Here is a 14,975-nt window from a genome sequence, read left to right as displayed (position 1 = left end):
GAAACTTAATAGACCCCTCCGGAGGATATCGCCCGCACTCATGGCTTCAACTCACATTCCCGCTGGGTCGGCGGAAATTCTCCACAAGCGACGACGAACCCGAAACAACAAAGGAGCGTGAGATGTTCAAGGGATCGATGCCTGCCCTGGTCACGCCGTTCAAGGACGGCGCGGTGGATTTCGACACGCTCAAACAGCTTGTCGACTGGCACGTCGACCAGGGGAGCCACGGGCTGGTGCCCGTCGGCACGACCGGCGAAAGCCCGACGCTGACCCATGACGAGCACGAAGAGGTCATCCGCTGCGTGGTCGAGGCCGCCGCAGGCCGCATTCCGGTGATCGCCGGGGCCGGGTCGAACAACACCGACGAGGCCGTGCGCTTCATGGTCTACGCCCAGACCGTCGGCGCCGATGGTGCGCTGGTGGTGACGCCCTACTACAACAAGCCGACGCAGGCCGGGATGATTGCGCACTTCAAGGCGGTGCACGATGCCGCCGACCTGCCGATCATCATCTACAACATCCCCGGCCGCTCGGCCGTGGACATGAGCCCTGAGACCATGGGCGAACTGGCCAAGCTGCCGCGCATCGTCGGCGTCAAGGACGCCACCGGCGACCTCGCCCGCGTCTGCAAGCAGCGGATCACCTGCGGCAAGGACTTCATCCAGCTCTCGGGCGAGGATGGCACCGCGCACGGCTTCAACGCCCAGGGGGGTGTCGGCATGATCTCCGTCACCGCCAACGTGGCGCCCGCCCTCTGCGCGCAGATGCAGGAGGCCTGCCTCGCCGGGGACTACGCCGCGGCGCTGGATCTGCAGGACCGGCTCATGCCGCTGCACCAGGCGATCTTCCTCGAGCCGGGGCTCTGCGGCGCGAAATACGCCATGTCGCGGGTCGGCCTCTGCGCCGAGGACATGCGCCTGCCGCTCCTGCCGGTCACCGAACCGGTGCGCGAGCGGATCGATGCAGGCCTGCGCCACGCCGGGCTGCTGAACTGATGACGGACCGGGCCGGGATATCGTTTCTCGGCCCAAACCCGCTGCGCGCGCGGCGGCGCATCTTCCTTGCGACGGCCGCAGGCGCGCTTCTGCTGCTCGGTCTCGACGTGGCGCTGCACGGCCTCGACGGCCGGGGCCCGCTGATCGTCGCCTCTCAGGTGCTGTCTGCGGTGGCACTCTACGTCCTCGTCTTCCGGCTGGTGCATCCGGCCATCATCCGCTGGATGCTGGCGCGGACGCGCAAGGGCTCCGCCCGCAGGCTGTCCCGTTTCACGCGATGGTATCTCGGGACGGGCGTCAGCGATACGCCTTCAGACGCACGGTGAACGCGCCCAGCTTCAGGTCGCGCTTGTAATAGGCGTGATCGCGGTCCAGCCGCTTCACCGCCTCCTTCGCGAACCCCAGAACGTCGTCAACGAACAGATCGAACGGCTCCATCGCCTCCAGGATGCGCGGCTCGATCCGGTAGTCGAGCTGTCCGGCATCGTCGGACCGCGCATGCGCCTGCGCCAAGGCACGGCCACAGGCGGCGGCATAGCGCTTCCAGCTCTTCTTCGACAGGTCGTCGAGGTCGATGTCCTCGCGGAACGGCGCGCGCTCCCGCGACATGAAGCTGACGCCGTCGATCTCCACGTTGCCATAGAACACGTCGCCATTGGCCAGATGCACCGCCTGCCCGTGGGCAATGCGGTCGCCCTCCTCGCCGGCGTGGAAGTCGTTGGCGGGCACCAGCCCTTCCAGCGCCGAGCGGCGGGCGCGCTTGAACTCCACGATCAGGTCGTCAGTGGCATCCTCCGACGGCCCTTCCAGCAGGACGTAGTACCGCGCCAGCCCCAGCGAGGCCGTGCCCTGCCCGTGACGCAGGCAGACGTCCTTGACCTTCAGGCGGTTCACGCGGCCCGACTTCTCGACCCCTGCGGCCTTCGCAAGCTGGTCGACATAACCCTGGAACTCCTCGACCCGGGTGGTCAGCGGCGTCAGCTCGTGGTTGGCTCGAAAGCCCAGCCCGTTCTCAGACAGGTAGCGGTCCCAGAGCCAGTCCCTACGGCTCTCCCGCGCTTCTTCGAAGAGCTTGCGGATCACCTTCGGCGAATTGTCCTGCCGCATCTGCTGGCTCGATTCCGTGTCGTGCCGGGCGTAGAAGGCGATGCCCTCGCGATACCCCTTGATGAAGCGTCGCGCGATCTTCAGCCGGTGCTTCTCCTTCAGGTCGCCCTCTTCCTCGGCGGCCAGCAGGAAGCCGGTCACGCCGCGCTTCAGGTCCCAAGTGAAGGGGCCATAGACCACGTCGTCGAAATCGTTCACCCCGAAGATCGGCGCATTGTCCGCGTTGGGCATCACCCCGAAGTTCTCCGGATGCACGTCGCCCAGAACAAGCACCGTGGGCATCCGCGCGTCGTCCCCCACCATGTCGCGGTGAAACAGCAGCGATGTGCCCCGGAAGAAGGAAAACCGGCTGTCCGCCAGCTTGCGGAACTTGGCATCCGCGCCGTCGGACTTCTGCGAGATCCGCACGGCGTGATCCTCGATAATCGTCTCGCGCACGTGGCGCCGCCGTGCCTCGCCGGTCAGGTTGCAGGGCCGCATGACGCAGGGATCCTCGACGAACCGTTTCGCGAGACGGCGGTAATCCTCAACCCGGCTCTTCAGCTCGCTCACGGGGTTTTCGGCGGGCGTCTTGACGGACGGGGCCCGCTTTGCCTCCTTCGAATTGCCGGATGCGGATTTCGGTTTCTGCTGCCGTTCCTTCGCCTGCGTGGCCACTGGTCCCTCCTGTCATCTGTCAGGAGCGCAACGCAGCCCCGCGCCGCTTCGTTCCGGCAGCCAGGGCGGCGCACAGCCCCGCCCTGCATGGCCACGCGCCCCTTCCAAACGGCAGACAAAAGAAAAGGCCGGGACAATGCCCCGGCCCGTTCATGCGTCCTGGCCCAAAGGCCCCAGTGGGTTTCCGGAGGGCTGAACCCCCGGCGGATCGCCTGCACTGCACGCGCAGGCGATGCCCCTCACTGACCGACGGTCGCGTCCTCCAGCCCCTCGGGTTGGCCCACCACGACGAAGTGCAGCTCCTCCGGCTTCATCAGCTCGGCCGCCACGCGCTTCATGTCGTCGAGCGTGATCGCCTCGATCTTGGCGTTGCGCGTCGTCACGTAGTCGATGCCGAGGTCGTCCATCTGCATTCCGACGAGGATCTGCGCGATGGGCGCATTGCCGTCGAAGCGCAGCGGGTAGGCGCCGGTCAGGTAGGTCTTGGCCTGCTCCAGCTCTTCCTCGGTCACGCCCTCCGCCGCCACCTTCGCCCATTCGTCCCGGATGACCGAGATCGCCTCGGCGATGCGGTTGTTGGCCGAGGCCACGCGCCCGATCACCAGTTCGGCGTGGTCCTTGGGCAGCAGGTAGGAATAGACCCCGTAGGTCAGGCCGCGCTTCTCGCGCACCTCCTCCATCAGCCGCGCCTCGAAACCGCCGCCGCCGAAGATCGTGTTCAGCATGTAGGCCGCGAAGAAGTCCGGATCGGCCCGCTTCAAGCCGCGATGACCGAAGACCGCCACCGACTGCGGCGTGTCGAAGGGCACCACGGTCACGCCCGCCTCCGTCTCCACCGTCACATCCTCGGGCATCGGCGCGCCGGTCTCCGGCAGGTCGCCCAGCAGCCGGTCCATCAGCAGGCCCAGTTCCTCGGCCGAGATGTCGCCCGCCGCAGCGATATAGACACGGTCCTGCGCCAGGGCGTTCTTCCACGCCTCGACCACGTCGTCACGGGTCAGCGCGGTCACGCTCTCGATCGTGCCGGAGTAGTCGGAGCCATAGGGATGGTCGCCGAACACCATGCTGTCCCAGGCGCGGGTGACGATCTCGTCCGGGTCGGTCGCGTCGGAGCGCAGCGAGGACAGCACCTGCTGGCGCACCCGCTCCACGCTCACCTCGTCGAAGGTCGGCTCCACCAGCGAGGCGCGCAGGAGGTCGACCGCCGCGTCCTGCGTCTCCGTCAGGAACTTGAAGGAGATGCTCACCGCGTCGTCGCTTGCGTCGTAGCCGATCTGCGCGGCGAGATCCTCCTTCGCCTCGGCAAAGGCCTTGGCATCCATGTCGGCAGAGCCTTCCTCGAGCAGGCCGACCATCAGGTTGGTCGCGCCGCGCTTGCCTTCCACGTCCAGCGAGGTGCCGCCCCTGAAGCGCAGTTCCAGCGCCACGAAGGGGATGGAGGGTTCCTCCACCAGCCAGGCCTTCAGGCCGCCGGGGCTCTCCACCTCCTGGATGTCGATTTCCGCATGCGCCACCGTGGCGCCGAAGATCAGCCCGAAGGCCAGGATGAAACGCTTCATTGGGTCACCTCCTCGGCGGGCATCAGGTAGCCCGTGACGGATTTCTGCGGATCGAACACCTCCTTGGCAGCGGCGATCACGTCCTCGCCGGTCACCGCCTGCAGCACGTCTGGCCAGGCCTCCACATCCTCGATGGTCAGGCCGGAGGTCAGCGCGTCGCCGTAGCGGCGGGCCAGGCGGCTCACGTCGTCCTGTTCGTAGATCCGCGCGGCCTTCATCTGGAACTTGATCCGCTCGAGCTGCTTTTCGTCCACGCCGTTCTCGATGAAGGCCTGAATGGTCGCGTCCATCTCCTTCTCGGCGTCCTCGAGGCTCACGCCCGGCGCAGGCACCACGACCAGACCGAAGGTGGTGTCGTCCAGCGACACGCCGCCGTAGTAGGCGCTGGTATAGACCGCCTTCTTCAGGTCGAACTGCAGCCGCTGGTTCAGGACCGAGGTCTGCCCGCCGCCCAGGATCTGCGACAGGATCTCCAGCGCCGCGGCCTTTTCCTGGTCGCCCGGATCGCGTTCCGGGGCAAGGTAGGTGCGCGTCACGTAGGGCGTCGAGACGCGAGGGTCGCGGTAGGTCATGCGCCGTTCGGCCAGCTGCCGCGGCTCCGACGCGCGCTCGCGCTCCCCAAGCTCCGGGTTGGGCGCCAGCGGCTCGTAATATTCCTTCGCCAGACGCAGCACCTCATCGGGCTCCACGTCGCCAGCGACGATCAGGATCGCGTTATTCGGTGCATAGTACTTGTGGTAGAAGCTCAGAGCGTCGTCGAGGTCGAGGCTCTCCATCTCGTGCCGCCAGCCGATGATCGGCGTGCCATAGGGATGGTTGAGGTAAAGCGCCGCCTGCGACTGCTCGCGGAAAAGCGCGCCGGGGTCGTTTTCCACCCGCATGTTGCGCTCCTCGATGATCACCTCGCGCTCCGTCAGGATGTCCTGCTCGGAAAGCTGCAGGTTCACCATCCGGTCGCTTTCCATGCGCATCATCATCTCAAGCCGGTCGGCCGCGACGCGCTGGTGATAGGCGGTCTGGTCGGCGCTGGTGAAGGCGTTGTCGGACCCGCCGTTCGCCGCCACGACCTTGGAAAACTCGCCCGGCTCCAGCTTCTCGGTGCCCTTGAACAGCAGGTGCTCGAGGAAATGCGCCACGCCCGATACGCCGCGCTCCTCGTCGGCGGCACCGGCCTTGTACCACACCATGTGTTCGACCACCGGGGCGCGGTGATCCTCGATCACCACGACATCCATTCCGTTGTCGAGCGTGTATGTGGTGACCGGCACTTCGGCCTGCGCGACCTGCGCCGCCAGAGGCGCCGCGAGCAGGGACAGGACCATGGGAAGTTGGCGCATCTCGTTTTCATCTCTCTTAGGGAAAGGTTGACACAATAGGTACGCAGGCGGCCATTGACTTCAAGTTAACCCTGGTGTCCCTCGCGCAGTGGTGACGGGGACGTGAAGCGCAGGCCGGTCGATGTCTGCGGTTTGCCGTACATTCACAGCAAAAGCCCCGCAGCCACAGGACTGCGGGAGCCAGGATCACCCGATTTCAGATGAGGATCAGGGGGCCGGCGGTGCCGACGGCGTCCGCGCGCCCGCCTGACGATAGCGGCGCAGCCAGCTATAGGAATCCAGCTTCTGACCGCGGTAGGCGCGTTCGTAGTCGTCGCGCGGCACGATGGACCACGAGAAGCGGCCCTTGTTCTTGCGGTACTGCTGATCCTCTGCCGCCAGCGTCTGGCGGATGGTGCTGTCGCGACCGTAGCGGCTGGCCTGCTGCACAAGGGCAGCGTCGCCCGCGCCGATGGAACCGGACGCGCCCGGCTGCAACGCCGCCGGATTGCCGCCAAGCGCCGCCACGGCGTCGGCCTTCGGCGTCTGGTCGGTGCGGTTGGCGCTGCCCGGCGTGGGCTGCGGCAGTTCCGCGAAGGTCTGCGGCATGGTCAGCGGCTTGTTGGGAACGATGGCGAACTCTTCCGGCTCACCGCTGTTGGAACGCAGGTCGTGCAACGGCTTCGGTTCGCCGCTGCGCGAACAGGCCGACAGCGCCAGCGCGCCCGTCATCACAATGATCGCCAGATGCGCAAGCCGCATCACACCCTCCGTTCACCCATGGTCTGACCGCTTCTAACCCATCAGGACGGCGCCGTCACGCCCATCCCGGCATCAAACCCCGAAGATCAGGTGTTTTTCGCCGACGGGAAGATCACGAGCCCGAAAGCCCCGGCAAAGATCGCGATATCCGCGACGTTGAAAGCGAAGGGGTTGGAGAAGCCGCAGCAGGACATGTTGAGGAAATCCGCAACCGCACCATAGAGCACGCGGTCCACGACATTCCCCAGCGCGCCGCCGATCAGCATCCCGGCAGAAATGAGGCCAAGCCTGCCCGGCGGGTCGCGCCGCATCCAGACCAGCACGAACAGCACGATGCCAAGCGCCACGGAGATCAGGATCCACCGTGTCGCGGGCGCCTCTCCGGCCAGAAGGCCGAAGTTGATGCCGTAGTTCCAGGCCATGTGGAAATTGAGGAACGGCGGCCAGACCTCGATCTTCAGCCGCGTGGCGAGGTCTAGCACATGCACCACCCAGATCTTCGAGATCTGGTCGATCACGAAGACCCAGAAAGCCACCCACCAGACCAACCGGAGGGTCCCTTGCCGTACTGCGCTTTGCCTGCCTGCCACTGCCGTCTCGTTCATTTTCAACCCGGCCCTGTTAACCGTTCTCGACCGGGCGGGATAGGTCCGTTTTCAATCAACTCTTCGCAATCTGCCAGAGACGGCGCGCCGGATGACGACGCGGCCGCCCGATCCGGAGGCCCTGCCCCGCCTGCCGAGAGGCTACGCGCGCCCGTAAGCGCGCACAACCCAAGGCTGCGTGAAACGGCAGGCCGCAATCACGCCAATCAGTGGCGGAAGTGCCGCATCCCGGTAAAGACCATCGCCAAGCCAGCCTCGTCTGCCGCCGCGATCACCTCATCGTCGCGCATCGAGCCGCCCGGCTGGATCACGCAGGTGGCACCCGCCGCCGCCGCTTCCATCAGCCCGTCGGGGAAGGGGAAGAACGCGTCAGACGCCACGGCGGACCCGCGGGTCAGCGGCTCCGGCAGGCCAAGCGCCTCGGCCATCCGCTCAGCCTTCTTGGCGGCGATCAGGGCGGAATCCACCCGGCTCATCTGGCCCGCACCGACACCCACGGTGGCCTTGTCCTTGACGTAGACGATGGCGTTGGACTTCACGTGCTTGGCGACCTTCCACGCGAACAGCAGGTCCTCCATCTGCGCATCGGTCGGCGCGATCTTCGTCACCACCTTCAGGTCGTCCACGGTCAGCACGCCGTTGTCGATGTCCTGCACCAGTATGCCTCCGGACACCTGCCGGTAGGACACGCGATGCTCCGACGTGTCGGCAAGGCCCGGCGCCAGGATCAGGCGCAGGTTCTTCTTCTTCGCGAAGATGTCCCTTGCCTTCTGGTCGATGGCCGGCGCGATCACCACCTCGGTGAAGATCTCGGAGATCGCCTCGGCCGTGGCAGCGTCCAGCGTCCCGTTCAGCGCCACGATCCCGCCGAAGGCAGAGGTCCGGTCACAGTCGAAGGCCTTCCGGTAGGCCTCAAGCAGGGTCGCGCCCTTCGCCACGCCGCAGGGGTTGGCGTGCTTGATGATCGCGCAGGCCGGGCCGTCGCCGGGCAGGAATTCACTCACCAGCTCAAAAGCCGCGTCGGTGTCGTTGATGTTGTTGTAGCTCAGCTCCTTGCCCTGAAGCTGCTCGGCCACCGCAACGCCGGGGCGGTTGGTGCCGTCCACGTAGAACGCCGCCTTCTGGTGGGGGTTCTCGCCATAGCGCATGGTCTGCTTCAGTTCGCCCGCGAACACACGGCGGCGCGGAATCGTCTCGCCGATGGCGCCCGCCATCCAGGTCGACACGGCGGCGTCATAGGCGCCGGTTCGGGCATAGGCGATCTGCGCCATCTTCTTGCGGAACCCGAGCGTGGTCTGCGCCTCTTCCCCGCCGTTCGCCTTGATCTCTTCCAGCAGCGCGCCGTAATCCTCCACGTCGACCACCGTGGTCACGAAGGCATGGTTCTTGGCCGCCGCGCGGATCATCGCCGGGCCGCCGATGTCGATGTTCTCGATCATCTCGTCATAGTCCGCACCGCGCGCCAGCGCCGCCTCGAACGGGTAGAGGTTCACCACCAGCAGGTCGATCGGCACGATCCCGTGCTCGGCCATGGACGCCACGTGCATCCCGTTGTCGCGCAGCGCCAGAAGGCCGCCGTGCACCTTGGGATGCAGCGTCTTCACCCGGCCGTCCATCATCTCCGGAAAGGCGGTCAGGTCGGACACGTCGCGCACCTCGATGCCCGCGTCGCGGATCGCCTTGGCGGACCCGCCCGTGGACAGCAGCTCGATCTTCAGGTCGGCCAGCGCGCGGGCCAGCTCGATCAGGCCGGTCTTGTCGGAAACGGAAATCAGCGCGCGGCGCACGGGTGCGAGGTCGGTCATGTGGGGCACTCCAAGGGTCAGACTCAGACGTCCGTCGGATCCTGCGCAAGATCGCGCACGGCCAGCGCGGTCTCCTGCGCCTTGGCCAATGACCACCGGACGCGCGTCGCATACTGCATCGCCCGCCCGGATAGAACCACCTGCTTCGTCGCACGTGGCCGCAATCGCCCCTTTTCGAGATAGACGGAGGGTTCGAGGGTCAAATCCACACCGCCGTCGAAGCGCAGCACCCAGATTTCACCCGACCGGAGCGCCATCGACACCGCGTTGCCGCCCATGTCGACGGTCACATCGACCTCCGGATGCAGGTGAAAGCGAATCTCGTAGGGCAACCCCCCCAGCTTCACCGCGTCCATCGCCTTGTCGAACCGCTTCTTCGCCGGACCGTCGAGCGCGACGAGGTAATCCTCGCCCCTCAGGCTCCGCCCGTCCAGCGACAGCTCCAGCGACCGGGCGTGGGTCAGCCCCTGCACGGCGACATAGCCGTCGTGCCCGCCTTCGAAGCGCAGCGATTCGGCAAGGTGGGTCATCTGGATCGGCACGTGCTTCGGTGCGTCCTCCAGCAGTTCGCGCCGCGCCTGTCCGACCCAGCGCGGCGCCGCCAGCCGGGCCGAGCTGTAGCCCTGCAGGCACAGCACCGAATGCGACAACGTGGCCCGCCCCGCGCGGCGCCAGTCCTCGCCGAACCCGCCGCCCGAACCGCAGTTGACGATCAGCGGCCGCCGGCCCGACGTCAACTCGAACGCGAGGGTGGAGGCATGGGCGTTGCCCGAGGCCGCCCCGACCGGCGGCACGGCGGCATCGATGACGATGCTCGTGCGCCCGGCAGAAAGCCGCGCGAACCCCATCGCCAACCCGTCCGCCTGCCGCTTCTTCGATCCGGAGGCCGCCAACGCCATGTCCAGCCGGCCGTCCAGACCGCGCCCGCCACCATGGAACCGCGCCAGCCCGCCGTCCGCGTGGCGCAGCGTGCGCAATGTCGGCGCGATCCGCGCGATGGCCTCAAGGTGATCCTTGTGGGGGACGAGGTCCGCCTCCTCCAGCGCCGCCTGCGCCCATGTCAGCAGGGTGAAGACCTCGAGCAGTTCCTCCGGGTTGCGCGTCGGGATGCCGCCCTGCGCCGACACCTGACGCCGGCATTCCGCGCCAAGCGCCTCGCGCGCCGGGTCGACGTGCGCCTCCATCCCCTCCAGCGACAGCGCCGCGTAAAGCAGCCCGGTCATCGCCTCGAACCGCGCCAGCCCCGGCGGGGCCGAGGCACCGCGCCGCGCCAGAAACGTCGCCTGCGCACCCAGCGCGGCATAAAACGCCTCGCTCTTCTCCGACGGAAGGCCGCGCAGCACGAACAGCGCGTGATGTATCCAGCGGATCAGCCGTCGCCCGGTCAGTTCCGGCGTCCAGCCCGGCCCGGTGCCGCGCCCGTACCGCGCGATCCAGCCCCAGAGCCACTCCTGCGCCAGCTTGCGCGCCTTGATGTCGCCCACCGCCGCAAGATCGTCGAGCCAGGCAAAACCGTTGATTTCCTCGGTGAACGTGGCGTCCGGCGCGGGGATGTCCCAGAGCATGGCGCCCGGCGCCTCGACGAAATGGCCCGCGAACATCAGGTTGCCCGCGCACATCTGCCGCCCCTTGGCAAAGAAGCCCACGGTGCGCGGTTCCGGCTGGCTGACGAATCCGTCCGCCGCACGCGCACGTGCGGCGAGCCGTGCGTGCACACGGTTCATGACCCGCTCCGGCGCGGTCCGCCAGTTGCGCTGCGTCGTCATCGCTGCCTTGCCTCGTTGCCCTTCCGGGGACCCTTGACGGGAACGGCCCTTTGCGGGCGCTTGCGCGGGATCATAGCTTCCGCATTCGACAAAGTCATTAACGAACGCCACCGGCAAGGCCGCGGATCAGTCCTTGGTCACGCAGGCCATGTAGAAACCGTCAATGCCGCCGCGCTCCGCCCAGAAATCGGGCCTCAGCCGCAGCCCGCCCTCCTCGCTCTGCCACGCGGGTTCGATCCAGGGCGCCTCGGCCGGAACGACGCGCAGGCCGGGATGACGCTCCAGCGCCTCCTCGATCTGGCACTCGCCCTCGTCGGGAAGCAGCGAACAGGTGGCATAGACCAGCCGGCCGCCCGGTTTCAGCAGCGACAGCGCATGATCCAGCATCCAGCCCTGCAGCCCGATCAGTTCCGAGATCTTCTCGCCCATGTGCACATGCGGCAGGTCGGGATGGCGGCGGATCGTGCCGGTCGCCGAACAGGGCGCGTCCAGCAGGATGGCGTCGTACTGCCCGCGATGCTCCAGCGCGTCGCCCGCGACCAGCGTGGCTTCCAGCCCGCAGCGATCGAGGTTCTCGCGCACCCGCGCCAGCCGCGCCTCCGAGATGTCGAGCGCGGTCACCCGCGCGCCCCGGGCGGCCAGTTGCAGCGTCTTGCCGCCCGGCGCCGCGCACATGTCCAGCACGTCGAGGCCTGTCACGTCGCCCAGCAGCTTCACCGGCAGCGCCGCGGCGGCGTCCTGCACCCACCACGCGCCCTCGGCAAAGCCCGGCAGCGCGCTCACCTGGCCCGCGTCCTTCAGGCGCACCGAGCCGGTGGGCAGCGTCTCGCCCGGCAAGCCCTCCGGCAGGTCGCCTTTCAGCGTCAGGTCGACCGGCGCGCCCGCGAAATGCGCGCGCTCCATCGCCGCCACCGCCTGCGGGCCCCAGGCCTCCACCAGCGGGGCGCGCAGCCATTTCGGCAGGCGCGGCACCCGCAGCTTCGCCCACTCCGCCGGGCCTGTCTCGGCCACCTTGCGCAGGACGGCGTTGACCAGTCCCTTCGCGCCCTGCGTCCGCTTGCCGCGCGCGGCGATCTCGACGCAGTCGCTGACCACGCCATGCGCGGCGCCGCCGGTGCACAGTTCCATCGCGCCCAGCCTGAGGATGTTCATGACGCGCCCCGCCGGGGCCTTCCTGAGATGCGGCTTCAGCACCCGGTCGGCACGCTCCAGCGCGCGCAGCACCTCCGTCGCCAGCCGCTGCGCCGCTGCGCGGTCGGGCGCCTCCAGCCGGTCGAGACGGTCGGTCTCCGACAGCGGGCGGTGCTGCACCAGCACCATGTCCAACAGGTCGACGGCGGCCAGACGGGCCGGGCTGGGGTCTGCCATGGAGTCTCCGGAATCTGGCCCGGGCTTGCCCCGGACGGCACCGGGCGCCTATATCAACAGCCATCGCCCTAGGAAAGCCCAGCGAGGACCGTCATGCCCGAGACCCCCGAAAGCGACCTGCCCCCCGCCGCGCAGCGTGCCCTTGCCGAAGCGGCGGAACGCCGGGCGAAGGCAGAGGCCGAGGCAAAAGCCCTCCCCAAGGAGTACGGAGGCCGCGACGGCCCGGAACCCGTGCGCTACGGCGACTGGGAGAAGAAGGGCCTCGCCATCGACTTCTAGGCCGCGCGCCCGAGCGGGCCGGTCAGCGCCATATTCCGAGGAGCACACCCCGTGCCGTAACCCGTCGCGGCTGTACAAGCGCGCCTCACGCCAGCGGCCACCTCCAAAACGCTACCCAATCCCAAAATATCTGAATTGTGCAAGTCATCCCAGACGTCGCCTCACGCCCAAAGCGTCATAACCGCGCTTTCGCAGGGGAAGCCCTGCTGTACCAAGATCGGGAAACAACAAGTTGCAGCGAATGAATCGCAGCCATAAAGTCGGCGCAAACCTCTAAGGCGGGACATCAGATCATCCGCGCAACCCATAAATATCGTATAGGGTTTTGGGATCACATCTCGAGACACCTCGCCAACCTGGAAGCAATCCAAGGGCTGCGGGCGCCAATGAGAATATCGGATTATCGAAAGAACGGCACGCATCGTATCCTGCGGCCGCCAGCGCGAAACACCAGCGCCGGATTTCCGCCAAACATCGCAATTGTGAAAGAAACCCGAACGACCCGGCCTTCACCCAACCGGACAAATGCTCCATAAACTCCCTGCCTGACCCCACGCCCCGGCGTCCCCGCGCCCTGAGCGGGGTGCCGAGGGTGGGCGGGTGGGCGGCGCTCCGGTCAGGGCGCGGGGACGCCGTCAGCCCAGCCCCAGCACGTCCAGCATGTCGTAGTGACCCGGCCCCTTGTCCTGCCCCCAGAGCGCGGCCTTCAGCGCGCCGCGGGCAAAGAGCGTCCGGTCGGAGGCGACGTGCTTCAGCACGATCCGCTCTCCCGGCGTGGCGAACAGCACCTCGTGCTCGCCGATGATGTCGCCGCCGCGGATCGCGTGGAAACCGATGTCGCCCCGCTTCCGCGCGCCGGTGATGCCGTCGCGGCCCCGGTCGGACACATCCGCCAGCTTCACGCCCCGCCCCTCTGCCGCGGCCTCGCCCAGCATCAGCGCGGTGCCCGAGGGCGCGTCGACCTTGTGGTGGTGGTGCGCCTCGATCACCTCGATGTCCCAGTCGGCATCCAGAGCCGAAGCCACCTGCTTTACCATCCGCGTCAGCAGGTTCACGCCCAGCGACATGTTCCCAGCCCGGACCACCACCGCGTGGTGCGCCGCGCGGTCGATGGCGGCGATGTCGTCTTCCGACAGCCCCGTGGTGCCGATGACGTGCACCGCCCGCGCCTGCGCCGCCAGTTCGGAAAACGCCACGGTCGCCGCCGGGGCGGTAAAGTCGATCACCGCCTGCGCGCGAGAGAACGCCTCCAGCGCATCGTCGCTCACCTTCAGGCCCATTTCGGCAGCGCCCATGGCCAGCCCCAGGTCGCGCCCGACCCAGTCGTGGCCCTCGCGCTCCAGTGCGCCGACAAGGGTCAGCCGGTCCGAGGCCATGACCTCCTTCACGAGCATCTGACCCATGCGTCCGGAAACGCCCGTTACAACGACACCTGGCTGATCCGTCATCGTCCACACTCCTCAAGTCCGTTGCGATCCCATACAGCGGTCGTCGGCGCTTGGCAAAGCGACAGCTTCGCTCTACTTCTCCCCCCATGGCACGCAACAGATTCCAAGACGGCCCCGGGCCAAGCCAACGTCAGCTCCGGGTGAGCGAAGTCATCCGGCGCCAGCTGTCGGATGTGCTCATGCGCGGCGACGTTCACGATCCGGAGCTCAACCGCCTCTCGATCACGGTCGGCGAAGTGCGCGTTTCCCCCGATCTCAAGGTCGCCACGGCCTATGTCGTGCCCCTGGGCGGGCAGAACGCCGACGACATGTTCGCGCTCCTCGACCGCAACAAGGGCGAGCTGCGCCGCGCCGTCTCGAAGGGGCTGACTCTGAAGTTCGCGCCCGAGCTGCGCTTCCGCCTGGACGAAACCTTCGACAATCTCGACGAGGCCCGGCGCCTGTTTTCCGACGAAACCGTGCGCCGCGACGTGGAGGGCTGACGCCATGCTCCGTGTCTGCCTTGCGCTGACGGCGTTGCTCGCCTCGGTGGCAGCGCCCGCCGGCGCGGTCACCTGCCAGAACGTCGAGTTCGAGTCGATCCGCTACGCCGTCTGCGAGGTCGACGCCACGAAAGAGGACCTGCGCCTCTTCCGCGCCGACGCCAACGGCCAGCCCATCGGCCAGTTCTCGCGGCTGGAGGCGATGCTGGCCGAAAACGGCGAGACGCTCGCCTTCGCGATGAATGCCGGCATGTACCACGAGGACCGCGCGCCCGTCGGCCACTACGTCGAGGACGGCAAGGAAGAGATGCGCGTCATCTCCTCCCCCGGGCCGGGCAACTTCGGCCTGCTGCCCAACGGCGTGCTCTGCATCACCGACAAGCGCGCCCGCGTCTACGAGACCCGCGATTTCCTTGCCGCGAAGCCCGCCTGCCGCGACGCGACGCAGTCCGGCCCGATGCTGGTGATCGGCGGAGAACTGCACCCCCGCTTCCTGCCCGACTCCACCTCGCGCTACATCCGCAACGGTGTCGGCACCTCGAAGGACGGCAAGCGCGCGGTCTTCGCGATCTCGCAGAGCCTCGTGACCTTCCACGAGTTCGGCCGTTTCTTCCGCGACGGGCTGAAGCTGCCCAACGCGCTGTTCCTCGATGGCAACGTCTCGCGGCTCTACGCGCCGGAACTGGGACGCAACGACCTCGGGCGGCGCATGGGTCCGATCGTGGCGGTGACGCAGAAGGCCCCCTGACCGGCTGAAGCCCGCGCTGCCAGCGGACACCGCCGGGGCGGAAGCGATTGCCGCGCGTGGGTCCGCGTGGCAGGC

General features: G+C 67.6%; 14 protein-coding genes. 5 read left to right on the top strand and 9 right to left on the bottom strand.

The features are described from left to right. Positions 1–122 precede the first annotated feature (122 nt). Entirely contained in the window at positions 123–998 is an 876-nt protein-coding gene (gene dapA, locus QNI11_RS04040; RefSeq protein ID WP_100927741.1) for a 4-hydroxy-tetrahydrodipicolinate synthase, read from the top strand. After that, positions 998–1,324, top strand: coding sequence for a hypothetical protein (locus tag QNI11_RS04035; protein WP_283982424.1), 327 nt, complete (start codon positions 998–1,000; stop codon positions 1,322–1,324). The genes dapA and QNI11_RS04035 overlap by 1 nt, the downstream gene beginning before the upstream one ends. On the opposite strand, the gene QNI11_RS04030 is transcribed toward QNI11_RS04035, so the two are convergent. From QNI11_RS04030 to QNI11_RS03995, 8 genes are all read right to left on the bottom strand, one after another. Further along, positions 1,296–2,762, bottom strand: a complete 1,467-nt coding sequence (locus QNI11_RS04030; RefSeq protein WP_283982422.1) for a DUF2252 domain-containing protein — start codon at positions 2,760–2,762, stop codon at positions 1,296–1,298. The two genes, QNI11_RS04035 and QNI11_RS04030, sit on opposite strands and share 29 nt — an antisense overlap. Before the next feature lie 239 nt (positions 2,763–3,001). Continuing rightward, complete coding sequence (locus QNI11_RS04025) at positions 3,002–4,321, bottom strand: pitrilysin family protein (RefSeq protein ID WP_100927743.1); 1,320 nt, start codon at positions 4,319–4,321, stop codon at positions 3,002–3,004. Beyond that, on the bottom strand, positions 4,318–5,658 hold the full coding sequence (locus QNI11_RS04020) for a pitrilysin family protein (RefSeq protein ID WP_283982421.1): 1,341 nt from the start codon (positions 5,656–5,658) through the stop codon (positions 4,318–4,320). The genes QNI11_RS04025 and QNI11_RS04020 overlap by 4 nt, the downstream gene beginning before the upstream one ends. Before the next feature lie 207 nt (positions 5,659–5,865). Continuing rightward, positions 5,866–6,399 (bottom strand): DUF3035 domain-containing protein, encoded by a 534-nt coding sequence (locus QNI11_RS04015; RefSeq protein ID WP_283982420.1) that lies wholly within the window; start codon positions 6,397–6,399, stop codon positions 5,866–5,868. An 86-nt stretch (positions 6,400–6,485) separates the two neighbouring features. Beyond that, positions 6,486–7,004 carry a signal peptidase II gene (gene lspA, locus QNI11_RS04010; RefSeq protein ID WP_100927746.1) on the bottom strand — a complete coding sequence of 173 codons (519 nt, stop codon included), beginning with the start codon at positions 7,002–7,004 and terminating at the stop codon, positions 6,486–6,488. Positions 7,005–7,210: 206 nt separating this feature from the next. After that, positions 7,211–8,809 carry a bifunctional phosphoribosylaminoimidazolecarboxamide formyltransferase/IMP cyclohydrolase gene (purH, locus tag QNI11_RS04005; protein WP_283982419.1) on the bottom strand — a complete coding sequence of 533 codons (1,599 nt, stop codon included), beginning with the start codon at positions 8,807–8,809 and terminating at the stop codon, positions 7,211–7,213. 23 nt (positions 8,810–8,832) lie between these two features. Further along, positions 8,833–10,575: a heparinase II/III family protein gene (locus tag QNI11_RS04000; RefSeq protein ID WP_100927748.1), complete on the bottom strand. Its 1,743-nt coding sequence runs from the start codon at positions 10,573–10,575 to the stop codon at positions 8,833–8,835. A 126-nt stretch (positions 10,576–10,701) separates the two neighbouring features. Continuing rightward, positions 10,702–11,943, bottom strand: a complete 1,242-nt coding sequence (locus tag QNI11_RS03995; RefSeq protein WP_283982418.1) for an RsmB/NOP family class I SAM-dependent RNA methyltransferase — start codon at positions 11,941–11,943, stop codon at positions 10,702–10,704. 93 nt (positions 11,944–12,036) lie between these two features. Here QNI11_RS03995 and QNI11_RS03990 point away from each other — a divergent pair, with 93 nt between their 5' ends. Then, positions 12,037–12,222 carry a DUF1674 domain-containing protein gene (locus QNI11_RS03990; RefSeq protein WP_100927750.1) on the top strand — a complete coding sequence of 62 codons (186 nt, stop codon included), beginning with the start codon at positions 12,037–12,039 and terminating at the stop codon, positions 12,220–12,222. 635 nt (positions 12,223–12,857) lie between these two features. Here QNI11_RS03990 and dapB read toward each other — a convergent pair. Continuing rightward, the gene (gene dapB / locus QNI11_RS03985) at positions 12,858–13,670 is read right to left on the bottom strand and encodes a 4-hydroxy-tetrahydrodipicolinate reductase (RefSeq protein WP_283982417.1); all 813 of its coding nucleotides are present in this window, start codon (positions 13,668–13,670) and stop codon (positions 12,858–12,860) included. 86 nt (positions 13,671–13,756) lie between these two features. On the opposite strand from dapB, the gene rbfA reads away from it, so the two are divergent. Beyond that, positions 13,757–14,152 carry a 30S ribosome-binding factor RbfA gene (rbfA, locus tag QNI11_RS03980; protein ID WP_100927752.1) on the top strand — a complete coding sequence of 132 codons (396 nt, stop codon included), beginning with the start codon at positions 13,757–13,759 and terminating at the stop codon, positions 14,150–14,152. Between the two features lie 4 nt (positions 14,153–14,156). Continuing rightward, the gene (locus tag QNI11_RS03975; protein WP_283982416.1) at positions 14,157–14,900 is read left to right on the top strand and encodes a phosphodiester glycosidase family protein; all 744 of its coding nucleotides are present in this window, start codon (positions 14,157–14,159) and stop codon (positions 14,898–14,900) included. Positions 14,901–14,975 lie beyond the last annotated feature (75 nt).

The organism is Sagittula sp. MA-2 (genome assembly GCF_030126985.1).
Classification (GTDB): Bacteria; Pseudomonadota; Alphaproteobacteria; order Rhodobacterales; family Rhodobacteraceae; genus Sagittula.
Note: the sequence above shows the minus strand (reverse complement) of the source record. Positions and strands in the feature narration are given on the sequence as shown.